Genomic DNA, 26,650 nt, shown 5'->3' with positions numbered 1-26,650 from the left:
TTGTGTGAAATTTGGAGGTTTTGGGGTATGGATAGGATTCGACTGAATGCTTCGGAGTGGATGGATTTTCGGAGTGGGGAAAAGAAGTGTTTTTTGCTGACGAACGGACTGGGAGGTTATTGTTCGCTGACGGTGATGGGGAATGCGGCGAGGAATGATCAGGCGCTGTTGATGGGGGCGCTGAAGGCGCCTACGGTGCGGGAGCATCTGATTTCGAATGTCTGGGAGACGTTGGAGGTGGATGGTGAGGAGACGGAGCTGTTTTCACAGGAGTTTGTGAATCGGACGCAGAATGTGGAGGGGTTTCGGTTTCTGGAAGGGTTTGAGATGGGGAGTCTGCCGGTATGGTTTTACCGGGTGAAGGGGGTTGAGATTGAGAAGACGATTGGGATGGTTCAGGGGGAGAATACGGTTCTTGTCCGGTATCGGGTGAGAAGTGGGAAGAAGGGGAGTTTTTCGGTTCGGCCGGTGATGCGGTTTGCTGCGAAGGGGGAGCAGCTGCAGGAGGGGCAGGATTTTGCGGTGGATCGGAAGTGCATTGCGAGCAATGGTGTGATTCTTTCTTATGGGACAAATGGGGAGCTTCAGATGGAGAAGGAGAGGATCTGGAGGGATTTGTTTTTTGAGCAGGATGCGCGGGATGGAAGAGATGGCATCGGAAGTGCTGTCGTGAATCATCGGATTCGGTTTGAGATGACGGGAGACGGCAGGGAGCAGGTCTTTTTTGTTGTGTATAGTCTCGCGGATGATGTGGATAAGTGGGATGAGGAAAGGATTGCGCTGTGGATAGAAGAGGAAGAGAAGCGGCAGGAGATGATTGCGGAAAAGTCCGGGATTTCTGATCCGGTGGGAAAGCGGCTGGCGGTGAGTGCGAGTCAGTATATTACGGAACGGGCATCGACAGGCGGGAAGAGTATTATGGCTGGTTTTCCCTATTTTGCGGACTGGGGGCGGGATACGATGATTTCGCTGCCGGGATGCACGCTGGCACTTGGGGAGTATGAGGCGTGTAAGAGCATTCTTCGGACTTTTATGGCATATACAAAAGAAGGACTGATGCCGAATCTGTTTCCGGAGGGGGATGCGCTTCCGATGTATAATACGGTGGATGCGGCCCTTTTGTTTCTGGATGTGGTGTATGAGTATTACCTTGAAACAGGAGATCTGGAGTTTGTGCGCGAGGCGTTTCCGGTGATGGAGGATATTGTGTTCTGGTATCAGAAGGGAACGGATTTCCATATTAAAATGGACAGTGACGGGCTGATTATGGCCGGGGGCGGTCTGGAGCAGGTGACGTGGATGGATGTGCGGATTGACAAGGAGCTGCCGACACCGCGTCACGGGAAGCCGGTGGAGATTAATGCGTACTGGTATAATGGTCTGAGGATTCTGGAAGAGCTGGCGCCGTTTGTCGGAAAGGATGGATCGGCGTATGGGAAGCTTGCGGAGCAGGTGAAGAAGAGTTTCCTCGAAAAGTTCTGGATGGAAGAGGAAGGATATCTGAAGGACGTGCTGAACGGCACGTATGAAGAGAAGCAGTTCCGATGCAATCAGGTCTTTGTGCTGGCACTTCCGTTTCAGATGGTGAGTCAGAAGCAGGGGCAGCGGATCTTACAGGCGGTCAAAGAAAAGCTGTATACGACAGCAGGACTGCGGTCATTGGAGATGGAGGATCCGGCATTTCATCCATGGATCGGCGGAAGCCAGCCGGAGCGTGACAGGGCATATCATCAGGGGACAGTCTGGGGATTTCCGCTTGGGGCGTATTTCCGTGCGGTGCTGAACTATTTCCCGAAGGAGGGAAAACAGGAAGTGCGCCGCGGACTGGACCGTCTTGCGAGCTGGATGCAGGAAGGATGTCTGTTTCATCTGGCGGAGATTTATGATGGTGCGGCGCCGGTGATGTCGAAGGGCTGCTATGCGCAGGCGTGGAGTGTCGGAGAGATTCTGCGGGTTTACAAAGAAATGGAGGGAAAGAAGATGAATGCGGTGGTGAAAAGAACGCCTGCGGAGTGGAAAAGCTTTTTTGAATCGGAAGAATTTGTGGAAAACTTTACGTATGAAGGGGATGACCTCGGTGTCTCGGTGAAAAAGGATGAACAGCTTGTGACAGAATGGAAGCTTTGGGCGCCGACGGCGATGGAGGTTTCACTGGAACTGTTTTCCCGCGGCAGCAGCCGGGAGCACGGGGACCGAAAAATAGCTTCGCTTGCGATGACGCGCGGCGAAAAGGGTGTCTGGAGTTGCGCATTGCAGGGAGCCTGGTATGGAACGTATTATACATATCACATTCTGCACTCAGATGGCGTTTTTGATACGGTCGATCCGTACGGCGTGGCTTCCGGTATTGATTCGGAGCGGAGTATGGTAGTAAATCTTGCAGAGACGGACCCGGTGGGCTGGGAGCAGGATAAAAGACCGGAAATCCGGCCGGAGGACCGCTGTGTGTATGAGCTTCATGTGAAGGATTTTTCAAGCGATCCGAAATCCGGTGTTTCGGATAAGCACCGTGGAAAGTTTCTGGCATTTACGGAAGAAGGCACAACGCTGAATGGAGACGGAATTCATGCGACAGGGCTCGATTATCTGAAGTCGCTTGGCATTTCTCATGTGCATCTGCTTCCTGTTTTCGATTTCGGAAGTGTGCCGGAAGACGATGCGGAAGCGTTCAACTGGGGCTACGACCCGGTGCAGTACAATGTGCCGGAGGGATCCTATGCAACCGATCCGTTCCACGGAGAGGTACGTATCCGGGAAATGAAGGAAATGGTTCAGGCATTGCATAAAGCCGGCATCGGCGTGATTATGGATGTGGTATACAATCATACGTACAATCTCGATTCGCCGCTTCAGAAAACAGTCCCTTATTATTATTACCGTGAATGGGAGGATGGCACGATTTCCAATGGTTCCGACTGCGGAAACGAGACAGCGAGTGAGCGGGAGATGTTCCGCCGCTTTATGGTTCACTCGGTTTGTTACTGGGCGAAGGAATATCATATCGACGGTTTCCGTTTCGATCTGATGGCACTGCATGACACGGAGACCATGAATGCGATCCGCACAGCTCTGAACCGGATGCCGCGCGGTGAGGAGATTCTGGTTTACGGTGAACCGTGGAAAGCAGCGGCAAGCGCAATGCAGGAGGGATATTTCCCTTCGGATAAACAGAATATCGGAAAGCTGATGGATGGCATTTCCATGTTCTGTGACGATACGAGAGATTCCATCAAGGGAAGTGTTTTCATTGCCGCAGAGGGAGGCTATGTCAATGGAAAAGAGCGTCTTTCAGCAGGAATACTTTCCGCGACAGATGGCTGGCTGGACGGAAAAGGAGCCTATGAGCCGCGCAATGCGAGCCAGCTGATTCCGTACGTGTCGGCACATGATAATTATACGCTGTGGGATAAATTGAAACTGTCCGATCCGAAGCGGAAGGAGGATGCGGAGCCGGATTTTGACAAGATGGATGAGCGGACGCTTTCAATGAACCGTCTGGCGGCGGGCATTGTGATGACCTGCAAGGGAATGCCGTTTTTCCAGGCAGGAGAGGAATTTGCGCGCACGAAGCATGGCGAAGGAAACAGCTTCAAATCGTCGTGGCAGCTCAACAAAATTGACTGGACACGCGCCTTAGAGCAGGAAGAGCTGGTGGACTATTATCGTGGTCTTCTCGCTCTGCGTCGAAAATTCCAGGCATACGGAACGTGCGAGCCGGACTGTAAAAAGACATTTTTCCGTGAAAACCAGATCGCAGGTTACGAATTGGAATACCCGGATGGCCGCGCAGTCTGCGTCTTCTACAATCCATGGGAAAAAGAAGCTTTGCAGAAACTCCCGGAAGGAAACTGGAAACTGCTCTGCGATGGAAAACGCTGTGCAGAGGATGGAGCAGAGATGAAAGAAAGCATGATGCTTCCGGCAAAATCGATGGTTCTGCTGGCGCGGGAGTAAAATTGTAAATTTTGTCCCTTTTTGTCGGAATGCCGTCTGTGGAAACGGGCATCGATCATTCTGCCAGGCAGCGAGCGGGAATCAATTGTTTTTCGTTTAACATAAAAATACACTGTGGAATTGTCCGACGACGTTCCACAGTGCATTTTTATGTTTATGTGAGCAATGAGTCAGGATCTGTGCTTACACGAGATCCCGACGATATCTCAGAGTTCGGATCATTATTCGTCCACAACTTCCAGTACATCCATCGGACAGGCTTTCGCGCAGATACCGCAGGCAATACATTTGGAAGCCGGATTGCCCTCGGTTTTTACGATCAGGCCAAATGGACAGGCCTTCGCACAGGCTCCGCATCCCGTACATTTTTTCTTGTTGATCATGTAAACGCCCTTCGGGTTCTGGGTAATGGCGCCTTCCGGACAGGCCTCGGCACATTTACCGCACTGCGGACAGGCAATCGGGCGGACAGCCTTTTTCTCTACGATCTGCAGACATGCCTTGTCCGGATCAAATACCTTATAAAATGCCTCAGAACATGCTCCCACACAGGCAAGACAAGCCATACAGGTGCTGCCTTTTTTTACTTTCAGTTTTTTCATTTGTTTTATCCTCCGCTTAAAGTTTGTATTTTCCTTATTCTACTATTTTTGATATTTTTTCTCAACGATATTTCCAGAATTTGCCATCATTTTCCTGCTTGCGATTTTTCTTCCATCTTCCATTTCGCATGGCTCTGCATAGCTACAAAAAATCTTAAGGAAGCGGACAGAAAAATTGCAGTTTTTCTTCGGAAAATATACAAAAAGAAAAATCGGAAATTTGTTATGATGAAAGAGAAGAATGTACTCTCAATCATCTCACAAAATCAGGAATGGAAAGATTTTGGGAGTACACAATAAGATCGGGAGGGGGATTTTTCATGATCCGTGAAAGCAATACACTGACATGGCAAGAGACGGCAGAACGAAAAAAGATGATGCGAAGAAGAGAAAGAGTGCGGAGACGAAAAAGAAAGGTGTGGCGAATCCGCGGGCTGCTGCTGTTACTTAGCTGTCTCCTGATTTTGGGCGGTGTGCGGCACTTCCGGCAGAATCCGATCCAGCGATATGCGAAAGCAAACGGCATTTCAATGGATCAGTACCCGGAGGATCTGCTATCGCTTTATGAGAGAAACAATGAGACGGAGACGTTCGTTGAAGAATATCCGTTGAAAAAAGAGGAGGAGCCGGAGATTGACCTGAGCGACCTGTCATCCGCATCGGAGGTTCCGCTTCTCTTGCAGTGGGATCAGAGATGGGGCTATCACCGATATGCCGGTGAAGTGATGGGATTAAGCGGCTGCGGACCGACAGCACTTTCCATGGTTGCCATTTTCATGACCGGCGATATCACAAAAAATCCGCGCTGGGTCGCCGATTTTGCCTCACAGAACGGCTATGCCGTAGACGGCAGCGGAACCGCCTGGTCTCTGATGCTGGAAGGAGCCCGGCAGATCGGCCTTTCCAGCAAAGAAATCCCTGTGGAACGGGAACGGGTGGAAAACAACCTGCAGGCCGGAAACCCCATCATTGCCCTGATGGGACCCGGGGAGTTTACCAGCAACGGTCATTTTATCGTTCTTACCGGATTGCAGAATGGCAGACTGAAAATCAACGACCCAAACAGCAGAAAAAATTCCGAAAAAACCTGGGATATCGATCAGGTGCTGGAACAGACAAAAGCGGTATGGGTATATTACAAATAATAAAATAGAAGACATACCCATCATAGCCTCCGAATACACTGTAAAAACAGCGTCTTCGGAGGCTTTTTGTGAGGGACTATATCGAGGAGCGTGCTGTAGAAACAGCGATTTACATGATCGAGACGAAAGCGACAGTACGGCAGACGGCGAAAAAATTCGGGGTGAGCAAGAGCACTGTGCATAAGGATCTGACCTCGCGGCTGGTGCTGGTGAATCCGCAGCTGGCGGCGGAGGCGCGGAAGATTCTTGATGTAAACAAGTCCGAGCGCCACATCCGCGGCGGGATGGCGACGAGGGAGAAGTATCTGCATCAAAAGCAGAAGTGAACGAAAGTGAACCAAAGAAGCTCTTTCCTAATCGCCCTAAATAGGGTATGATAGAGAAAGAAAACTTACGAAAACAGAGGGAATTTTATGAACGATTATATCCTGGAAGTCTGCGTGGACTCGGCGGAGTCGGCGCTTGCGGCGGCAAAAGGCGGAGCGAGCCGGCTGGAGCTGTGTCAGAATCTGGTGATCGGCGGAACAACGCCGAGTCCGAAGCTGTTTGAGGTGATCCGCAGACAGACAACCATTCCGATTCATGCATTGATCCGCCCGCGGTTCGGGGATTTCTGCTACACCCCATATGAATTAGAAGAAATCCGCGAGGAAGTCGCGATGTACCGCGAACTTGGTGCAGAGGGCGTTGTGGTCGGTGTGCTGAAAGAGGATGGAACGATGAATATGGAGGCAATGGAACAGCTGATGGAGGCAGCCGACGGCATGTCCGTGACGCTGCACCGCGCGTTCGATGTCTGCCGCGATCCGAAAGAAGCGCTTGAGCAGGCGGTATCGCTCGGTATGAACACCATTCTCACCTCCGGTCAGCAGAACAGTGCGGTAAAAGGAGCAGAGCTTCTCGCCGAACTGCAGCGCCAGGCGGCGGGACGCATCCGTATTCAGGCGGGCGGCGGTATCTGCGCGGATGCGATCCGCGAGCTGTATCCGAAAACCGGCGTGACCGCCTACCACATGTCCGGAAAAATCGAACTGGCGAGCCCGATGCAGTACCGGAAAGAAAATGTGAACATGGGACTTCCATCCTTAAGCGAATACACCCTCTACCGCACTGATGTCAAAGCCGTGCGCAGCGCGAGAGCGGTACTGGAAGAACTTTAACACCAGTAGACAAGAAGTCCCCCGTTTCTGAAGCAGTGGGATGAATTGCTAAAAGAAACATAACGGCAGTGGCGGGCGGAGAGAAATCGGTATCCTCCACTGACATGAGACAAGTCACAGTCGAACTATTTTCGACATGTCAGACTCCGTGAAATACCGACTGTGAGTTGAAACAAGAAAATAAAAAAAGAAAAGGACATAACATTATTATGAAAGCAAATACCATCAGCGGCCAGCGGCAGTATGCGTTCATCAGCCAGTTTAACTACATCCGCGAAGCCGGAACGGAAGGCGAAGAAAAAGCAGCCTGCCGGATCGAAAAAGAACTTTCTGAAATCGCAGAAAAATGGGGGCAGGGCGAATTGCAGATCCGCCGCGAGCCGTTCGAGATTGAGACATGGCAGGTTGACGAAGCTGTCTTTACGGTCACAGAGCCATATGAGAAAACATACACCGTCCGCGGCTGCTTCGCGGCAGCCAATACCGCTCCGGAAGGCGTGGAGGCACCATTCCTCTACGTAGAAAACGGCGACCCAGTCAGCCTTTCCCATGCAGAAGGGAAAATCGTCCTGATCAACGGCGGTGCCAATGCAGAAAACTATGAAAAACTGGAAAAAGCAGGAGCCGTCGGATTTCTGATCCTGACCGGAACGCCGCTGGACAAAGACGAGGACCGTCTGCCGGACTACCGCACCCTGCGCGGCGTAAAAAATCCGAAACTGCCGTGCGCCGTCATTCATTATCTTGATGTGATGGAACTGGTAGAACGGGGAGCGAGCCGTGCACGCCTCGTTTTACAGCAGAAAAAAATCAGGAGAACGTCGAAAAATATCATCCTGCGCATCCCGGGAACCGAGCAGCCAGAGGAAATCCTGACGCTGACGGCTCATTACGATTCCGTTCCGCAGGGACCTGGTGCATACGACAACATGGCGGGCGCAGCGATCATCATGGAGCTGGCACACTACTTCGCCGAAAACCGCCCGAAACGGACACTGGAATGCATCTGGTTCGGCGCGGAGGAGCTGGGTCTCTGCGGAAGCCGGGCGTATGTGAAAGCGCATGAAGCCGAGCTGGCGCAGCACCGCTTCAACATGAACGTCGACCTCGCCGGACAGGCCATCGGCGGAACCGTGCTTGGCGTGGCAGCAACGAAAGAGGCATGCGACGTGATCATGGAGCACTTAAAACAGGCGGACAAAGGCGTATCGCTCATCAACAACATCTGGAGCAGCGATTCCAACACCTTCGCATGGAAGGGCATCCCGGCGATGACGCTGAACCGCGATGGTTTCGGCATGCACACCTGCCACGATACGATCGACTGGATCTCCGCCTGGTCACTGAACCGGAGCGCCGGTGTCCTGGGCGAAATCGCCGAGTATCTGGCGGATGCAGAACCATTTCCATTTGAAAGAGAAATCCCGGCAGACTTTGCGGAGAGATTAAAAGTTTATTTTGGAGAATAAAAAGGAGAGAACATCATGAGCAAAAAACCAGTATTAGTCATCATGGCAGCAGGAATGGGAAGCCGTTACGGCGGATTAAAACAGATTGATCCGGTTGACCCGTACGGAAATATGATTATCGACTTTTCCATTTATGATGCAAAACAGGCAGGCTTTGAGAAAGTCATCTTTATCATCAAAAAAGCCATCGATGAGGCATTCCGCGAGGGCATCGGCAGGCGAATTGAGAAATACATGGATGTAGAGTATGTTTACCAGGAACTCGACGTTCTCCCGAAAGGCTACGAAGTGCCGGAAGGCCGCGTCAAACCGTGGGGAACCGGTCATGCGATTCTCTGTGCGGCAGAAGCCATCGACGGCGCACCGTTCGCCGTCATCAATTCCGATGATTATTATGGAAGAACGGCATTCGAGGAGATCTACCGCCAGCTGACAACCGAGCAGGACGGCGCGACCTATCAGTACGCGATGGTTGCCTACGACCTGTACAAAACCCTGACCGACAATGGCCACGTAGCCCGCGGCATCTGCACCGCAGACGACCAGAACCACCTTGTCGGCATTCATGAGCGCACAAGAATCGAAAACCACGGCGGACAGGCCGAATACACTGAGGATGACGGCGCAACCTGGACCGGACTGTCGCAGGGAACCATCGTTTCCATGAACCTCTGGGGCTTCACACCGAGCATTCTGATCGAGCTGAAACGCCGCTTCCTGCCGTTCCTCGAGAATGTATACAAAACCAACCCGTTAAAAGGCGAATACTTCCTGCCGTTCGTTGTCGATGAACTGCTGCAGGAGAAAAAAGCGGAAGTCACCGTACTCCGCTCCTATGATAACTGGTACGGCGTAACGTACAAAGAAGACAAAGAAAATGTCATGGCAGCACTGCAGAAATTAAAAGACGAGGGCCGTTATCCGCAGAAACTGTGGGAAGAATAACAAACGAACGGTACTGGGAAATTTTCTCCATGAGTGCATCTTTCGCAATGAAAAGAAATCCTGTATAATGGATGGAAGGAAATGCAAGGAGAATACCAATGGATACCTTATATATTGTAATACCAGCCTATAATGAGTCGGAAAATATCAAAAGAACGATCGAGGAATGGTGTCCCGTCGTGGAGAAGCATAACGGCGGCGGTGCGTCCCGTCTTGTGATCATCAACGACGGAAGCCGCGACGATACGTATGAAATTGCTTCAGCAGAGTGCGAAACCCACCCGTTGCTCACCGTGCTGACGAAGCCAAACGGCGGCCACGGTTCCACCGTTCTGTACGGCTACCGCTATGCACTTGAAAACGGTGCGGACTATATCTTCCAGACCGATTCCGACGGTCAGACCGATCCGGAGGAGTTCGAAAAGTTCTGGCAGATCCGCGAGGGCTACGACGCCATTTTCGGAAACCGCACAAGCCGCGGCGACGGCTTTTCCCGCGCTGTCGTGGAAAAAGTGCTGTGCGCGGTGCTCTGGACCTATTTCCACGTATCCGTGCCGGATGCAAATGCCCCGTTCCGTCTGATGAAAACAGACTACGTGGCCGAGTATCTGCCGCTGATGCCGGAAAACTACAATCTGCCGAACGCACTGCTGACTGCCTTCGGAGCGTATTTTCACCGGAAAATCCGTTTCATCCCGATCAGCTTCAAGCCGCGTCAGGGAGGAACAAATTCCATCAACATCCGTAAAATTGTAAAAATCGGCCGTCAGGCGCTGCACGATTTCTGTGAGATTCAGAAAGCGGCTGCGAAAAAAAGAGGATAAAAAATAATATAAGAGAAGGAACGTATCCCATGTTTCATGAGATACGTTCCTTCTTTTTGTATGCTTATTTTTTATTATGGACCTTATTTTTAATAGAAGCGATGCGATCTTTTCTGATTCATGGAATCCTTTAGTGCCAGAAGTGATTCGATCAGGATCAGAAGCAGGATCACAGCGATCATGACTGCGAGGATCTGATTTGTTCGCTGATGGAACCAGGAGCCGATTCCTGTGTGTGCAGTCTGTGTATTCTCGGTCTGTGCGGCATTTTCAAGAGCTGCAGTTTCCGAAGTAATAATCTGTGCATCCGGGTCTGTTGTTCTGACAGATGGTACAATCTGCGTTGCGGCTGGAAGCTGGCTGGAAGAAGTAACAGCGGATGCGGTAACTTCCGGGTGGATGGTGGAAAGATCAACTTCTTCGTCTTCTGTAACAACTGCGCTGGCAATCGGTTCTGCTGCGATCGGTTCGGATGCAGGAACCTGTTCCGGTGCGGTTTTGGATGCAGGAGCTGCGGTTTCCGGAAGAATATTTTCCTGTGCCGGCTGTTCCGAAGCAGATGGCTGTACCACGGTTGGGGTTTCTGCCGGTGCGGATGGCTGTTCCGGAACGGATGGTTCTGGAGCGGCCGGTTCTTCCGGAACTTCCGGTGCAGATGGCTCTTCTGGAAGAGATGGCTCCGGGTCAGTTGCCGGTGTTTCCGGGATTGCGGTACAGTAAACAAGAGAAGTCATCGCCGCCGAAGAATCCGTAATCACAACGGAACCGCCATTGGAAACGGCCTGTCCATTAACATAGAAGGAAATCTGATCCATATCCAGTGTGTAGCCAGGTTCCGTAACCATCGATACGGAGAACGTTCCGTTTACTTCCTCGACCGGTTCGCTGTTCTGATACAGGACATAGGAACCATCATCGGAAAGATATGACATGGTGACCGGCGCATCCATTGTGGAATCCTGAAATGTCAGGGCAGCATCGGTAAAAGCAAGGGCCGCCTGATCGGTGTTCAGATAGAATTCCAGGTCCTGTGCATCGTAATGGGTGAAGTGAATGGTAATTTCACCGGCGTCTGTATTTTCTGCACTTGGAACTGTCTCGGCTGCTGCCGAATACGGAGCGGAAAAAAATAATCCGGCCGCCAGGAGGCCTGCCATTCCGAATCTCAGAATCAAATTTCCTGTGTGTTTTTTCGTTGTCTGTGTGCTGTGTAACATATGACATCCTCCTTTCACCTGATCGGTTTCTGATGTCGATCTGTTTTATTTTCCTGCGGTAAGTTTCACGTATAAATTGAAAGAAAAATAATTGATAAAATATAAATTTTCTTTCTTTTTAAAGATTATACCATATGTAGAAAGAAATGTCATGTAAAAATAAAAAGTTAAAAGAAAATTTGAAAATGCGTCAAAAGTGGAAAAGGTTTGTAATGCATGTCGAAAAATAGAAAAAGAACTGTCACAATTTCTTAAAAAATATTTGCGGAAAAAGAGGGCAGAAAGGGCAGAATGTGAAACAAAAGCAAAATAAAAAGAAGGAAACAAGACACGGAAAAGTATTCCAGGCAGGCCGCATGCAGAAGAAAAAGTGGGAATAAAAACCGATCCAATTCGTCAAAAAAGCGGAAAAGTGGTGAAAAATTGTGGGTTCTATGAAAAAAACGATGGGAAAAGACAGGAATGTTGTCGAAATATTCTAGTTGACAAAAAGATGTAACACTGGTAGAATCGGTTTGTAACAAGATGTAACAAAAACGTAATAATTATTCAGGAGGTAAGTATGACATTCAAAAAAAGTTATGTGCCGGGCATCCTGGGGAGCGTGCTCACACTGACTGTCATCATGGCTGCACCCGTAAAAGCAGAGACAAAGGAAGAAACCATTTTAAATAAAACAGACTGGAGCACAATGGCTGCAGCAAACGTAGAAGGATATGTCAACATCCGCAGCGAGGCAAACGCAGATTCCGAGATCGTCGGAGTTCTGATGCCGGGCTATGCGGTTACTGTAACAGAAAAAGGAGACGAGTGGAGCAAGATCTCTTCCAATGGTGTAGAAGGCTACATAAAGAATGAATATCTGGTATTTGGGGAAGAGGCAAAAGCACATTACCGCAATATGTGCGGTATCACCGGAGTTGTTCAGGCGGACAGCCTTCGTGTCCGTGAGGCAGCATCCACAGATTCCGCGCAGGTTGGAACACTGACACAGAATGGTGAAGTCAGCATATTCGGCGAAGAGGCTGACTGGTATCAGATCCAGTACAGCGGAAGCAGCGCATACGTTCATGGAGACTATGTGACACTTTCAGAGGAGTTAAAAGGTGCTGTTTCCATGGAGGAATACCAGGCATCACAGGCCTGTGCGGCAAGCAGCGCAGCAGCAGCCTCCACAGCAGGCAGTGCATCGGTAATTTCCGCAGACAGCAATGATGTGGCAATGCTTGCAGCACTGATCGAGTGCGAGGCAGGCGGCGAGAGCTACACAGGAATGGTGGCAGTCGGAGCGGTTGTAGTAAACCGTGTCAACAGCGGTTCCTTCCCGAACAGCATTTCCGGCGTTATTTATCAGAGTGGACAGTTTACACCGGTTGCGACCGGAACTTTCCAGAGTGTGCTCGCACGCGGAGCGAGAAGTGACTGTTACGCAGCTGCACAGGCTGCACTTGCAGGTGAGAGCCCGGTTGGCGGATGCCTGTATTTCAACAGCGGCTACGGCAGCGGAATTCAGATCGGATATCAGCATTTTTATTAAAAACAGGCGTGGAACCTTTGCAAGGGGATAGGCAGAGGGAAGACGCATTCCCATAGATTGACAGAACAGAAAAACGAGTAAGTGAACAGGGGAGACGTTCGCTTACTCGTTTTTCGTTTTATTGCAAATCGTTGTTGTCGAAGATTTTTAACAGCTTGGTCTTCCGGTTATCGGCCCGGAAGTCTGCCAGCGTCTGCCGCAGTGTCGTGTGGCGGATACGGTAGGTGTTGGACAGGAAACAGAAAAATGTGATGACCCAGAGAACCGGCCAGAGAAGTACGCATTTATGAAGCTTTGGGAACCGCAGCTTCATCTGAATATGGCCTTCGTGGAACCAGGCATGGATACCGGTGTGCTGGTAGGAACCGCTGCTGACAATTTTTCTCTGTGTATCACTGCCGAAATCGCCGTCTGCGAGAATTTTTTCCAGAAAAATGGCACAGTCAGAGGCAGAGCAGTGAACCTGCGGATCAATGGAGGCAGAAAGACCGAAATAAATACGGCAGGATTCCAGAATCAGCTCATACAGATGAAAAATTTTCGATTCCCGGCACCAGAAGTGGATTTTTTCAAAATTAACCTCGGAGGCATAACGTTCCAGATACAGAGTGAAATCGCAGAGCAGACGGCTGCCAAAACCGCTGTAGAGGTAATGCTTGAGCATGTGATGCAGCATGTAAAACACATTTTCCGTTGGCGGCAGTACCGGATAGGTCTGACCGTAGAGTTCCACGAAAGATGGTTTCAGATGACTGGCGGAAAAAATTTCGTCCACCAGTTCATTGGCCCGGGAAAACTGATAAATACCGACGATGCGGTAATGGAGTTCCAGCGTAAAGGAGCGGCCAGTCTCGGGAAAAGTGAAGCGGTAGGTGACATGGTGATCGCTCTCCTCCGGCTCCTCCGTGTAGCCATGAGCGTTAAGAATCCGGCAGGCACGGGAAAAAGCATCTTTTTCGGGAATATAAAGATCCAGATCTCCCAGCTTCCGATATTCGGGAATGGGATAATTGGCGGCGAGACTGATGCCCTTTAAGAGAAAGCAGGGAATCTTCTCCGCAAGGAGGAGCGAAAAAGTAAGGCGTGTAAAATGTTCCAGCTGATAATAGGAGAGCAGCATCTGCTTCGTCTGCTGTTTGAGAGCAGAAAACTGCGGCTGCTGTTCAAAATATGGCAGAAGAAACGGAAGCGAACAGTGTTTTTCGGCCAGACGGTATAAGGCGGACGGATCCACACCATCAAGCGGGACCGGTTCGGACAAATCCGTGCATAAATTTTTTAAAATCTGTAAATAAACGGCATCAAGCGGCTGCATAAGATACTCCTTTGGGGAAAAGATTTTTCAAATATGTTTTAGTATATCACAAAATGGAAAAAGAAAGTGCAGAGAAATAAAACTTTATTACAGATATCAATAAAAAGCAAAATAAAGTTTACAATGCAATTGGGTAGGGCTATAATAGAACTATTAGTATCCTTGTTTTTCTCTGAGGTAAGAAAGAAAAGCAAGACGCAGAAGAATGGAGATAAAAATGACCAGAAAAGGTGATTTTGTACTCAGACAGATTGCAGACGAATATGTTCTGATTCCATATGGGGCGACGGCGGAAAAGATGAATCAGGTACTCACACTGAGTGAAACAGCAGCTTTTATTTACGAGCAGACCGGCGATGCCGTATCTGCAAAAGAGATTGCAAAACGGCTCGGAAAAGCTTACGATATGCCGGCGGAGGAAGTGCAGGAGGACGTAAACGCAGTGCTGGAAACATTCCGAAACTATGGTATCCTGGAGCGTGTTTGAAAAATCTACGAAAACGGCGAGGTAGCGTATGATAGTATTTTTAGTCGGCGGCGAGAGCAGACTGATGGATGCTCTGATCACCAAAATGGAAAAAGACGGACATAAGACATATCTGCTGACCGGAAAGCGGGATGGAAGAGGAAAGTACCGCCGCGTCTTCGAACGGTATAATTTCCCCTACGACAGCGAGAGCGTGCGGGAAATTTTTACCAATGTAAACCCGGATCTTGTTATTTTTCTCGGAGCTTACGATACCAACTATGACTGGAGTGATGCCAGAAGAGAGTCGGTCCGTTACACCGCAGATCTGACGAACCTTCTTTCGGCGTATGCATTTAAACAAAATGGTCGTTTTGTGTACCTGTCTTCCGAAGTTGTTTATGGCCGGTCTTACAGCAGCGATATCCACGAAACGGAACCGGCATCGTCCAAAAGCTTTCAGGCAATGGCGATTTTGCAGGGAGAAAATATCTGCAAAAGCTATCGTGACACCAGAGAGATGGACACGCGGGTTCTGCGCTTCGATCATATGTATGATATTCCACGGAAAGGAAAGGCCGACAATAACCCATGTTTCCAGATGATGCTGAAAATGCTGAAAACCAATCAGATTGCAGCAAACAGCCGAAATGTTTTTTCCATGATTTATCAGAGCGATGCGGTGGAGTTTGCGTACCGCGTGATGATGGCAGAGCATCCGAAATATCCGCTGTATCACATTTCTTCCGGCGAGGTCATCAGTCAGATGAAACTGGCAGAGCTGATTCAGCAGAATGCGGGAGACGGAACGACGATTCGGGATGATACCGTCGGAGAGGGCTATCGCCTGGTGCTGGATGGCAGACGGTACAGGAAAGAATTTGACGGAAAAATTTTTGTCCCATACGAAGAAGGCGTAAAAGCTGTTGTAGAGTATATGAAGAAATACAGCAGTTCCTTTTTACAGAGAGAAGATACGGGCGCCGGATGGGGCAACCGGGTCTGGAGACTGCTGGTGCGGATTTTCCGCATGCTGGCTCCGTATCTGGAAAACCTGATCTGTTTTATCCCGTTCTTTATGATTCATAACCGTGCGGTCGGCAGCCAGTATTTTGCAAAGCTGGATGCGTATCTTTTGTATGTGCTTTTGTTTGCGATTGTGTATGGACAGCAGCAGGCGATCTTCTCAGCGCTTCTGGCGACGGCTGGCTACTGTTTCCGCCAGATGTATAACCAGAGCGGTCTGGAAGTGCTGATGGATTACAGTACGTATATCTGGATGGCGCAGCTTTTTATCCTGGGCATGGTAGTCGGTTACATGCGTGACCAGATTCATCATATCAAAAAGGACGATCAGGAGGAGATCAGCTATCTGCACGGACAGCTTGGCGATATGACTGAGATCAACGACAGCAATGTGCGGATGAAACAGATTTTTGAACTGCAGCTTGTCAACCAGAAGGACAGTCTTGGAAAAATTTATGAAATTACATCGTCACTGGATCAATACGGTGCCTATGAGGTGCTTTTCTATGCAGCACAGACGATTTCCAAGCTGATGAATACGGAGGATGTGGCGGTTTACACCGTTGCCAACCAGTCGTATGCGCGTCTCTTTTCCTTTACTTCGCCGACGGCCAGAAAGCTGGGAAATTCCATCCGCTACCCGGAGATGGAAGCGATGTATACGGATCTGAAAGAACGCCGCGTATTCATCAACAAGACGATGGATGAGCGCTATCCGCTGATGGCGCAGGCCATTTATGCGGAGGATGAAATGCAGATCATTCTGATGCTGTGGGGACTTCCGTGGGACCGCATGAACCTGGCCGAGTCCAATCGTCTGACGGTCATCAGCTATCTGATTCAGAATGCGGTTGTCCGTGCAAACCGTTATCTGGAAGCACTCCGGGAGCACCGTTATCTGGGCAACAGCAGCATTTTGGAAAAAGAGGCATTTACACAGCTGGTAAGTGCGTTTTTTGAGGCAAAGCGGAATGGACTGACAGAATGTTCCCTGGTAAAGATTACCTGCGGAGAAGAAAAATATCTGGAAGCAGCAGAGGTGCTCGGAAAGAAACTGCGACAGACCGATTACGTCGGAATGCTGGATGGCGGCCTGTATGTATTGCTTTCGGATACAGAGGAAAAGAATGCGCTGGGTGTTATTACTCGTTTTGCAGAAGCTGGATATGAGAGTACAATTGCAAATGGGGAGGTGGCCGCATGAGCATAAACGGAACACTGGCGTTTGTGATCCTGTGGATCGTGAATGCTCTGATTGCGCTTGTGTATCTGCTGGTTGGAATTTTCCTTTATGTTCCGGCGTGTGATCTGAAAAGAGAGCAGGGGGAGGAGATTCAGTACGACAATCGGAGAGCATTTTTTATTCGTTTTATCGTCATGGTTCTCTGCCCGGTCGTCGGTCCGGCATTTTTTCTGTGCAGTTATCTGATTTACAAGACGGTATTCCGCCAGGCGGTCGATCTGGAAGATGTTATTTTCAGCAAGGAACGTGTGCAGACACATCTGAAAGCGGACGAGGAGCGGGAGCGCAACATGGCGCCGCTGGAAGAATCGCTTGCCGTCAGTGACAAGCGGAATATGCGTATGCTGATGCTGAATGTGATCCGCGGAGATATGCAAAAATCCCTGGAATCCATTACCATGGCACTGAACAGCGAAGATTCTGAGACATCCCATTATGCGGCCTCGGTATTGCGGGATGAGCTGAACGATTTCCGGTCCAATGTGCAGAAAATGTACACGCAGATGCAGCAGGAAACAGAGACGGAAACAGAATGTGAAGAAATGCTGATCGATTATATGAATCGAATTTTAAGTCAGAAAATTTTTACAACAATGGAGCAGACCAAGTATGTCAATATGCTGGAAGAAGCGGCCGAATCGCTGTACCAGAAAAACGGTGCACGAATTACGGCAGACCGGTACGAGGGACTGTGCCTGAAACTTCTGGATTTAAAAAAAATTCCGGAAACCGAAAAGTGGTGTATGCGTCTGGCACGGCAGCACGGAAATGCGCTGGCAGCGTATACCTGCCGGTTAAAACTGTATTTCACAATGGGGGAAAAAGAGAAATTCTTCGAAGTTTTGCAGGAACTGAAAGAGTCTGATATTATTATTGATAATGAGACGCTGGAGCTGATCCGGATTTTCAGTTAAGCAGGAAGAAAAAGAAAAGCAGAAAGGAGGAACAGAGATTATGACAATGAAATGGCTTACAATTTTACAGTTTCTGGAAATTGTCGCGGCATATGGCATTGTAACTTTGTTCCTCCCATGGCTGGTACTCCGGAAGCGGTTCCGCCGTTTTTCTGCTGCGGAACAGCTGACCGGATATTTTTTTGCGGGAAATTTTTATATCATCTATCTGGTATATCTGCTGCAGTTTCTTCATATCAGCAATCGTGTGACACTGACGGCAGGCACCGTGGGGCCGTTTCTTCTGGTGTGGATCTGGAAAAGAAGAAGTAAGATTCCAGGTGTGATCGAGTGGGTTCTGGAGAATGTAGAGCGTCTGCTGAGTGGAGAACGTGGAAAGAAAACTTCGCTTGTGCAGCTGCGAGGGACCATTTACAGGCGGTTTTTCCGTGGAAAAAGAAAGCAATGGCTGAATGTGCTGCTGGAGCTTGCTGTGATGGGGGCCGCGATTGCGGCAATTACGTATGTCTATGGGCCGAATATGATCGAAGCTTACGGTTATAAAGCCAGTGATATCCCGGTACACAACTACTGGATCAATGAGCTGGATCGGAACAACATCTGGGTTGCAGGTGTGTACCCGTATGGATTTCACATCGTGATTTATTATCTGCATATGGTGTTTGGGATCAAAACGTATGTCTTGCTGCGGATCTTTGGCGTAGTGCAGACATATTTTGTATATCTGGCAATGGTTGTGGCGCTGAAAATGGTGTGCAAGGGAAGATTTACTCCATATCTTGGCGTGCTGTTCTATGTGATGGATATTTTTAACCGGAATACGTATGCAAGATTTGAAGGTGCGCTGCCGCAGGAATTCAGTATGATCTTTATTCTGACGTCTGTCTGCATGGCGATCCGTTTTTTTCAGGAATTTGCAAAAGAGCAGAAGGCAGAAGAGAATGAAAAAAAAGAACTGGATCAAAACTGCCGTTGGTATCTGATCCAGTTTGCCATTGGATTTTCGCTTACGCTGACGATCCACTTTTACAGCACGATGATCGCCGGGCTGTTTTGCATTGGCGTTGCAGTCGGCTTTTGTTTCCGGTTTGCCCGGTGGAAGTATTTCCGCAGAATTATGGCAACGGGAATCCTGAGTGTGCTGCTTTCTGTACTGCCCATGGCGGCGGGTGTTGCGATGGGAAAAGGACTGCAGGGATCCCTGTACTGGGGATTAAGTGTTATCAATGGAGGAAAGGATGATGAAACGGAAGCGACAGATTCTCTGGTGGAAAATACAGAGCTGAGCACCATTTCGGAAAGTGAGGGGACAGAAAACAGGGATGGCGGCTCAACAGTCAGTGCATCACAGGTCGAGGCGCTGAAAAAAGCGGCTGAAGAGAAACTGGCAGAACAAGCGAAGGAGCAGCAGAAGCCATTAAAGGAACGTTTAAAAGAAAAATTTGCAGCAGTTCGAAGCAGCATTCGCGTAAATGTGATGAATGTAAAACCATATATTGTGGAAATTACCCTGGGAAGTATTGTGCTTTTGGCTGCGCTTGGAAGTTTGATGGTGCTTTTACGGGAGATTGATTTTGCGGGAGTGATTTTTTCCACTGCCTTTTATCTGCTCTGTATGTGCTGTCTGCAATGTGCATCCCTGCTGCATTTGCCGGCATTGATGGATCCAAACCGCTGCAGCATTTTCCTTTGCTATTCGGTTTGTTTTTCATGGACGCTGGGAGCAGATGCCATCGTACATCTCCTGATACGATGGTGGAAGAAAAGATGGGTCAGCAATGTTGCATCTATCCTTACTTTAGTCATAGCGGTTTCTGCTGTGATATCAAATGGTCTTCTGAGAAAGCCGATTGTTGTAGACGCTCTGGAAGATAATGGAGCGATTGCCTGCGTTACCAATATTTTAAAAGAAAACAGGAATTTCACCTGGACCATCTGCTCTGCCGATGATGAACTTCGAATGACGGAGTTTTACGGCTACCATTATGAGACCATTACTTTTCTGCGTGAACTGCAGGATCTGGAAAAAAATCCGGAGATCATTATGCCGACACAGAATGTATATTTTTTTGTGGAAAAAATTCCAATTGATTATGCGGGAAGTACCAACCACAAAGAAGTAACCGTGGAGGGAGCAGAAGCATCCCTTCCGTCAGCAGGCGGAATTGAACCGTATTTTGCAGAAAACCGGTGGTATACGATGTGCCATATTTATTACTGGACACAGAAATTTAAAGAACTTTATCCAGACGAGATGGAAGTCTATTATGAAACAGACAGTTTTATTTGTTATCGTGTACAGCAGAACGTAAACAGTCCGTACAATTTTGCAATTGATTACGGATATAACAATCCAACGCCAAAGGCAGGAAGCGAGGAAGAATAGAGATGGTTTCGCGTAGAAATTTTGTAGCAATTACAATCATTATGGCGATCGTTCTTTTCTTATTCCAGGGATTGAATGTGGCAAGAGAAAAGCTGAACTATTACGATACAAATGCATATGCGAAGGATAAAGAAACGTTAGCGGATGGAAGCGGAGCATTTGGAGCAGTGGATGCTTCCGATCAGATTAACATAGAGGGCAGCAGGGGAACCATTGTTTATATCGGAGCAGAAAAGAGCGACTCTATCGGTACCGTTGTTCAGGAATGGTGCCGGTATATGAAATATGAGTCAGCAGTCTATTCATCGATAACAAAATATGAGAAAGCAATGGAGAAAAAAGATACCAGGCTGCCGGAAATGGTGATTGTGAATTCGGAAAATATAGACTGGACAACCGTAAAGGATACCGTGGAACTGCAAAAATGTACAGAACAGGGGATTCATCTTGTATTTGCAAATCTGCCTGATGTTTCTGTGATAAAAAAGAATCAGAAATTCATGGAATTGCTTGGCATCAAAAAAATTACAGCAGATCAGGTAACGGTGAAGGGAATGGATTTGTATGCGAATCTGATGCTTGGCGGAGAAAACATTTATGAGGCGAAGAAACAGGAAGAGAAAAAGATGCAGGATCTTGAACTGACTTTTCCGTGGTTTAAACTGGCAGGTGGTACGAAAGCTTATATGAAAGGTATTCCGGAAGACAGTACCTTAAAAGTGCAGGAACATCCCGTTGCAATCTGGCGAAAAAGTACGGGAAATGCCTATGTTTTTGCAGTAAACGGAGATTATATGGAGGATGAAACGGGACTTGGAATCCTGACCGGAATGCTTTACGAGACAAGAGATTATCTGATTTACCCGGTCGTAAATGCACAGAATCTGATTGCTGCTAATTTTCCGGTTCTGACAGAGGAAAATACAGCACAGATGCAGGAGATTTACGGCAACACAGCAACAGCTGTTAACCGTGATATCATCTGGCCCTCTTTTGCTTCTGTTTATGAAAAGAATCATCTCGGACTGACCTGTATGCTGGCGCCGAAGCTTGATTACAGCAGTACAACAAAACCAGATGGCAGTATGCTGAACTATTATGTGAAACTGATTAATGAGCAAAAAGGGGAAACAGGGCTTTCCGGTACTTGTGAGTCAGAAACGGATGTGATACAGAAACTGCAGGAAGATCAGGAGTTCATGCAAAAAAAATTGAATACGTTTGCTTTTTCTTCTTTTTACGCTGGAGAACAGACGGATGAAGAAATGGAAAAAGCATTGCAGCAGCCTGTTCTTGAACAGATTCGTACGGTTGTAAAAGCCAAGGATACCGAGGGGGATATTGTAAGATATCAGAACGATCAGGTTACAAGCCAGAAAGTGATATCGGAAGAAGAGGAGCAATTTACATACCGTTCCTGGATGAAAGTAAAGAGTGTGGAATCTGCACTTGGATATACCAGTGTTCTGCTGGATTTGGATGCTATTCTTTATCCGAAAACAGAAGAGGATCGCTGGGAAAATATCGGCAAGGAATTTGCGGCGAATCTTTCTACGTACTGGAAGCTATTCTCCGGTTTTGACGGCACGACCGTATCGGAATGTGACACCAGAATCCGGACATTTCTGAATTCCCGTTATGAAGATGACAGAGAAGACAATGCCATCACATTAAGGACAACAGGAACCGATGAAACAGCGTATTATGTTCTTCGCACGCACAATGAAGATGTCAGAAAAGTTACAGGCGGAACAGCAGAAAAACTTGAAGATTCCGCGTGGCTGATTCGCGCAGAGCAAAGTGAGGTAAGGATTACGCTTGGAGCATCGGATCAACGGTATTACTATGAGAAAGGGGCGAAAAACGAATGAGAGTCTGCATTGTTGCGGAAGGATGCTACCCTTTCGTCGTAGGAGGTGTTTCAAGCTGGGTACACAGCCTGATCCAGCTGTTTCCGGAAACGGAATTTGTGATTCTTGCAATTGCGGCAAATCGTTCCCAGCGGGGAAAATATGCCTATGAATTGCCGAAAAATGTGTCTGCGGTCTATGAACTTTATCTTGACGATGTGGACTGGAGCGGCAGCAAGAAACTGCACAGAAAACGGCTGAAAAAAGAACAGTATCAGGCACTGCGCAGTCTGATTCTGGATCAGGACATCGAGTGGGATGTTTTGTTTGACCTTTTCCAGAAAGAAAATGTTTCCCTGAATGCGCTACTGATGGGGGAGGATTTTCTGAATGCGGTCAGAGACTGCTATAATCTGAAATACAGTCAGATTGTCTTTTCTGATTTCCTGTGGACGATGCGTTCGATTTATCTGCCGCTGTTTCTCACCATGCAGACGGAAATACCGCGTGCCGATTTGTACCACTGTGTTGCAACCGGTTATGCGGGGGTTCTTGGTGCCATGGCAAAACACTTCTACGGCAGCCGTCTCCTGATTTCTGAGCACGGAATTTACACCAGAGAGCGGGAAGAAGAACTGATCAAAGCCAAATGGGTAGAAGGAATCTATAAAAATATCTGGATCGATCAGTTTCGAAAAATGTCAAAGCTGGCGTACAACGAAGGGACGCTCATTACATCACTGTTTGAACATGCACGGGAACTGCAGATCGAACTTGGCTGCCCGATCGAAAAAACCATGGTCACGCCAAACGGAATCCGTGTGGAAAATCTGCAGAATATTCCGGGGAAAACGGAAGAAGATGAAGGAAAAATCAACATCGGTGCGGTACTGCGTGTGACCCCGATTAAAGATGTCAAAACGATGATTCAGGCATTTGGTTTTGCGAAAGAAAAAGATGACCGTCTGAAACTCTGGATTATGGGACCATGGGAAGAAGACCGGGAATATGCCGAGGAGTGTTTCCAGCTTGTCTCGGATATGGAAATCCCGGATGTTGTTTTTACCGGAAGAATCAATATCCGCGATTATCTTGGAAGAATGGATGTGACCATTCTGACCAGCATAAGTGAGGGACAGCCGCTGACCATTCTGGAAAGCTATGCGGCGCATAAGCCGGTGATTGCAACGGATGTCGGAAACTGCTATGGACTGATTTACGGGGAAAGTGATGATTTCGGTGCGGCCGGAATTGTCACGCATATCATGAATATTGAAGAAATCGCGCAGGCGATGCTGGATATGGCGGCAAATGAAAAAATGCGCCTGGAAATGGGAGAGACCGGCTATCGCCGTGTGATGGAGAAATATAGAGTAGAATATATGCAGAAAACATACTGGGAGATTTACCGGGATTTCGCAGAACAGATGGGGCTGGAGTGGAAGGAAGAATCGGTAAAACTGCCGGATAAGGAAAAGTAAAACCGGAGCAGGCACAAAAAAGGAGGAAGAGGATATGGCAGGAATCGGAGTTCGGCTGAATCGGATTTTTGAAAAAAATACACTTACGACAAATCTGGTTGGATTTTTCTACAGCACCGTAGTGACGGTTGCGCCCATGTTTGTCATCATTATCAATCTGATTTTAATGGAATATCTGCTGGATTTTGCCAGTGTGGGATATGTGACAAGAGAGCTGTTTTCCTGCACGATTCTTTATACCTTTATCTTTTCTCTTCTGACGGCGTCCCCGTTTAATGCGGTGCTGTCCCGCTATATGTCTGATGTGATCTACGAAGAGCGGTATCAGGATATTTTACCCTGCTATCATATTGGTATGCTTCTGAACATTGGTCTCAGCTGTCTGTTGGGGATTCCGTTCTGTCTCTGGGAACATTTTGTGGGAAAGGTACCAACCGCATATGTATTCTGTGGCTTTTGCGGTTATATCAGTCTGGTGCTTGTTTTTTACTCGATGATTTATCTTTCTATTTGCAAAGATTATCAACGGATTTCACAGTATTTTTTCTTCGGCATGCTGGTGGCATTTGTCCTTGCCCTGATTTTACACTTTATTCTGAAGTGGGAGACAACATGGAGTATGCTGTTTTCTCTGACGATCGGATTTTTTGTGACGGCAACGCTGGAAAATGCGCTGATCCGCCGGTATTTTGTGCGAAATAGCAATCATTACCGGCCGGTACTGCAGTATTTTAGGAAATATTGGAAATTGATTTTTACAAACTTTTTGTATATCCTTGGGTTATACATTCACAATTTTGTGTTCTGGACAACGGATATGCGGATGGAGATTGCAAAAAGTTTCGTATGTAACCAGCCATACGATATGGCATCCTGTCTCGCCATGTTTACCAACATTTCCGCAACGATCATCTTTATTGCGCGTGTGGAGATGAACTTTCACGAAAAATATAAACTGTACTCGGAGGCAGTCATCGGCGGAAAAGGCGCCGATATTGACAATGCGAAGAAACGGATGTTCCGTCAGCTTTCCAGTGAACTGATGACACTGGCGCGGTTACAGTTTATCATTTCTGTTGTGGTTTATCTGATCTGTGTTATTCTGCTACCAGGGGAGGGATTTTCCGGTATGACACTGAAAATTTATCCGTCACTTGCGGTTGGATATTTTATTCTGTTTCTGATGTATGCGGAAATTATCTTCCTGTATTATTTTGACGATCTGACAGGGGCAATCTGGACAGCGATCGTGTTTTGCCTGGTGACATGGATTGGCAGTCTGATTGCAACACATTTACCGGTGATCTGGTATGGCGCCGGGGTCATAGCAGGAGCATTTGCAGGATGGAGTGTGGCATATGCGAGACTGCGATGGGTAGAAAAAAACATGGACAGACATGTCTTTTGCCGTGGAAATCTGATTCCTCAGGGAAAGGGGAAACGGCCATCCGGTATGGTTTATGAAAGAAAAGCAGAGCAAGAGCAGAAGGAGGAAGCGTAAATGAGCACAGCAGCAATTGTAAAAGCTTGCGTTATTTTGATGGGAATTGGAATTATGATCGTTACCTTCGTGCTTCATGCGAAAAAGAAGCTGACCGTAAACCTGGCAGTTACCTGGGAACTGCTTGGAATTGCAGCAATCTTAAGCGGAGCGGTTCCGAGATTTTCCGGATGGAGCAGCCGGATCGGGCTTGGGAGCCTCGTTGTTCTTCTGATCACAGCGCTTCTGGTTCTGTGGGGCGTTTACCAGATGACAATTCAGATCTCTTCCCTGTTAATGAAAAACCAGGAACTGGCGATTCTGGTTTCTCTTTTGAACCAGGAGAATGAAAGAATTCTGAGAGAACTGGAAAAACTGACGGGCAAAAATGCAAGAGAGTTATAAGGGAATAGAAGAAGGAAGAACGAATGAAGAAAATTTTGTTTGTGATCAACACCCTTGGCCGGGCGGGAGCGGAAACAGCGCTGCTGGAACTTTTGCGCCGCCTGGATGCGGAGGAATATGAAATTTCACTTTACGTACTTTTGGGGCAGGGTGAAATGATTTCCCAGGTACCGCAGAGGGTACATGTGAAAAATAAGAAAATCTGTACCGCTTCTGTGCTGTCCGGTGCGGGGCGGAGAAAACTGATACAGACATCTTTTCTGGCGTTTTTCCGCCATGGTCGCACCATAAAGAAAATGCAATATGTGATACAAAATTTTTTCCGAATGAAAAAAACTGGAAACATTCAGCCGGACAAGCTGCTCTGGCGTGTAATTTCGGATGGAGCAGACCGATTTTCGGAAACCTTCGATCTGGCGGTTGCTTACCTGGAAGGCGGTTCTGCTTATTACGTTGCCGATCATGTGAATGCTAAGAAAAAAGCTGCCTTTGTCCATATTGCATACGGCAATTCCGGTTATACAAGGGAAATGGATCGGGACTGCTACGAAAAGATGGATCAGATCTTTACCGTTTCGCAGGAGACGCGCCGTCATTTTCTGGAATTTTATCCGGAATATGAGAAGAAAGTGCAGGTTTTTCACAATATTCTCGATACAGACCGGATTGCGCGTGAGGCGCAGCTGCCGGGCGGTTTTTCAGATTCCTATACAGGAATTCGAATCTTAACTGTCGGAAGACTGGCCTATCAGAAAGCATATGACATCGCAATTCCGGCCATGAAAAAGATCCGCGAAGATGGCTATGAGGCGCGATGGTATGTACTGGGAGAGGGATCCGAGAGAAATGCGCTCGAAAAGCAGATTGCAGAGCTTGGCCTGCAGGAAGATTTCCAGCTGCCGGGTGCAAAAGAGAATCTGTTTCCTTATTATGCACAGTGTGATCTCTACGTTCATGCAACACGGTTTGAAGGAAAAAGCATCGCCATCCAGGAAGCGCAGACACTTGGCTGTGCTGTGATTGCATCGGACTGTGCGGGAAACAGAGAGCAGATTGTGGACGGGGAAGATGGTCTTCTCTGTACGCTGACACCGGAAGGCATTGCCGAAAAAGTAGAAGAACTGCTGGATGATCCGAAGAAACGGGAACGGCTTGCAGCAGCGGCAAAACAGAAAATGAACGGTCAGACAGAGGAAATCTGGAAACTGCTGAATCTAATGAAATGAGGCGG

General features: G+C 48.1%; 20 protein-coding genes. 17 read left to right on the top strand and 3 right to left on the bottom strand.

The features are described 5' to 3' along the window. Positions 1-27: 27 nt before the first annotated feature. The gene (gene pulA, locus DW915_RS10315) at positions 28-3,954 is read left to right on the top strand and encodes a type I pullulanase (protein WP_118742074.1); all 3,927 of its coding nucleotides are present in this window, start codon (positions 28-30) and stop codon (positions 3,952-3,954) included. Positions 3,955-4,175: 221 nt separating this feature from the next. Here pulA and DW915_RS10310 read toward each other — a convergent pair whose 3' ends face one another. Further along, entirely contained in the window at positions 4,176-4,556 is a 381-nt protein-coding gene (locus tag DW915_RS10310) for a 4Fe-4S binding protein (protein WP_022463049.1), read from the bottom strand. A gap of 320 nt (positions 4,557-4,876) precedes the next feature. On the opposite strand from DW915_RS10310, the gene DW915_RS10305 reads away from it, so the two are divergent. The 6 genes from DW915_RS10305 (at position 4,877) to DW915_RS10280 (ending at position 10,099) form a co-directional block, all read left to right on the top strand. Continuing rightward, a complete protein-coding gene (locus tag DW915_RS10305; protein ID WP_158568551.1) occupies positions 4,877-5,701 on the top strand; it encodes a C39 family peptidase in 825 nt (274 codons plus the stop codon). Between the two features lie 68 nt (positions 5,702-5,769). Continuing rightward, positions 5,770-6,027: a sporulation transcriptional regulator SpoIIID gene (gene spoIIID / locus DW915_RS10300; RefSeq protein WP_055225733.1), complete on the top strand. Its 258-nt coding sequence runs from the start codon at positions 5,770-5,772 to the stop codon at positions 6,025-6,027. Positions 6,028-6,114: 87 nt separating this feature from the next. Further along, on the top strand, positions 6,115-6,861 hold the full coding sequence (locus DW915_RS10295) for a copper homeostasis protein CutC (RefSeq protein WP_117761291.1): 747 nt from the start codon (positions 6,115-6,117) through the stop codon (positions 6,859-6,861). Positions 6,862-7,070: 209 nt separating this feature from the next. After that, positions 7,071-8,330, top strand: a complete 1,260-nt coding sequence (locus tag DW915_RS10290; RefSeq protein ID WP_117761289.1) for a M20/M25/M40 family metallo-hydrolase — start codon at positions 7,071-7,073, stop codon at positions 8,328-8,330. Between the two features lie 15 nt (positions 8,331-8,345). Next, positions 8,346-9,275 carry a nucleotidyltransferase family protein gene (locus tag DW915_RS10285; RefSeq protein WP_118742073.1) on the top strand — a complete coding sequence of 310 codons (930 nt, stop codon included), beginning with the start codon at positions 8,346-8,348 and terminating at the stop codon, positions 9,273-9,275. 98 nt (positions 9,276-9,373) lie between these two features. Continuing rightward, a complete protein-coding gene (locus tag DW915_RS10280; RefSeq protein WP_118697406.1) occupies positions 9,374-10,099 on the top strand; it encodes a glycosyltransferase family 2 protein in 726 nt (241 codons plus the stop codon). Positions 10,100-10,188: 89 nt separating this feature from the next. Here the strand turns inward: DW915_RS10280 and DW915_RS10275 are convergent, their stop codons facing one another. Beyond that, positions 10,189-11,316, bottom strand: coding sequence for a hypothetical protein (locus DW915_RS10275; protein WP_055220897.1), 1,128 nt, complete (start codon positions 11,314-11,316; stop codon positions 10,189-10,191). Positions 11,317-11,878: 562 nt separating this feature from the next. Here DW915_RS10275 and DW915_RS10270 point away from each other — a divergent pair. Beyond that, on the top strand, positions 11,879-12,853 hold the full coding sequence (locus DW915_RS10270; protein ID WP_118719473.1) for a cell wall hydrolase: 975 nt from the start codon (positions 11,879-11,881) through the stop codon (positions 12,851-12,853). A gap of 118 nt (positions 12,854-12,971) precedes the next feature. Here the strand turns inward: DW915_RS10270 and DW915_RS10265 are convergent, their stop codons facing one another. After that, on the bottom strand, positions 12,972-14,168 hold the full coding sequence (locus DW915_RS10265; protein ID WP_022461109.1) for a nucleotidyltransferase domain-containing protein: 1,197 nt from the start codon (positions 14,166-14,168) through the stop codon (positions 12,972-12,974). Positions 14,169-14,385: 217 nt separating this feature from the next. Here DW915_RS10265 and DW915_RS10260 point away from each other — a divergent pair, with 217 nt between their 5' ends. From DW915_RS10260 to DW915_RS10220, 9 genes are read left to right on the top strand one after another with little or no spacing between them, the layout of a single operon-like run. Then, positions 14,386-14,655: a PqqD family protein gene (locus DW915_RS10260; protein WP_022461108.1), complete on the top strand. Its 270-nt coding sequence runs from the start codon at positions 14,386-14,388 to the stop codon at positions 14,653-14,655. Positions 14,656-14,683: 28 nt separating this feature from the next. Next, positions 14,684-16,864, top strand: coding sequence for an NAD-dependent epimerase/dehydratase family protein (locus DW915_RS10255; RefSeq protein ID WP_118742072.1), 2,181 nt, complete (start codon positions 14,684-14,686; stop codon positions 16,862-16,864). Continuing rightward, on the top strand, positions 16,861-17,817 hold the full coding sequence (locus tag DW915_RS10250; RefSeq protein WP_022461106.1) for a hypothetical protein: 957 nt from the start codon (positions 16,861-16,863) through the stop codon (positions 17,815-17,817). Before DW915_RS10255 ends, DW915_RS10250 begins: the two co-directional genes overlap by 4 nt. A 40-nt stretch (positions 17,818-17,857) precedes the next feature. Continuing rightward, positions 17,858-20,203 carry a hypothetical protein gene (locus DW915_RS10245; protein WP_117813386.1) on the top strand — a complete coding sequence of 782 codons (2,346 nt, stop codon included), beginning with the start codon at positions 17,858-17,860 and terminating at the stop codon, positions 20,201-20,203. 2 nt (positions 20,204-20,205) lie between these two features. Beyond that, positions 20,206-22,074, top strand: a complete 1,869-nt coding sequence (locus DW915_RS10240; protein ID WP_055220894.1) for a DUF2194 domain-containing protein — start codon at positions 20,206-20,208, stop codon at positions 22,072-22,074. Continuing rightward, entirely contained in the window at positions 22,071-23,534 is a 1,464-nt protein-coding gene (gene pelF, locus DW915_RS10235) for a GT4 family glycosyltransferase PelF (RefSeq protein WP_022461103.1), read from the top strand. The genes DW915_RS10240 and pelF overlap by 4 nt, the downstream gene beginning before the upstream one ends. A 34-nt stretch (positions 23,535-23,568) precedes the next feature. Continuing rightward, complete coding sequence (gene pelG / locus DW915_RS10230; RefSeq protein ID WP_022461102.1) at positions 23,569-25,035, top strand: exopolysaccharide Pel transporter PelG; 1,467 nt, start codon at positions 23,569-23,571, stop codon at positions 25,033-25,035. Further along, the gene (locus tag DW915_RS10225) at positions 25,036-25,419 is read left to right on the top strand and encodes a DUF2304 domain-containing protein (RefSeq protein ID WP_055220892.1); all 384 of its coding nucleotides are present in this window, start codon (positions 25,036-25,038) and stop codon (positions 25,417-25,419) included. 23 nt (positions 25,420-25,442) lie between these two features. Further along, positions 25,443-26,645: a glycosyltransferase gene (locus tag DW915_RS10220; RefSeq protein ID WP_022461100.1), complete on the top strand. Its 1,203-nt coding sequence runs from the start codon at positions 25,443-25,445 to the stop codon at positions 26,643-26,645. The last annotated feature ends 5 nt before the right edge of the window (positions 26,646-26,650 follow it).

It is taken from the genome of Blautia sp. AM42-2 (assembly GCF_003480245.1).
In the GTDB taxonomy this organism is placed as follows: Bacteria; Bacillota; Clostridia; order Lachnospirales; family Lachnospiraceae; genus Fusicatenibacter; species Fusicatenibacter saccharivorans.
The sequence above is the reverse complement of the archived record's forward strand: the minus strand, read 5'-3'. Positions and strand labels throughout refer to the sequence as shown.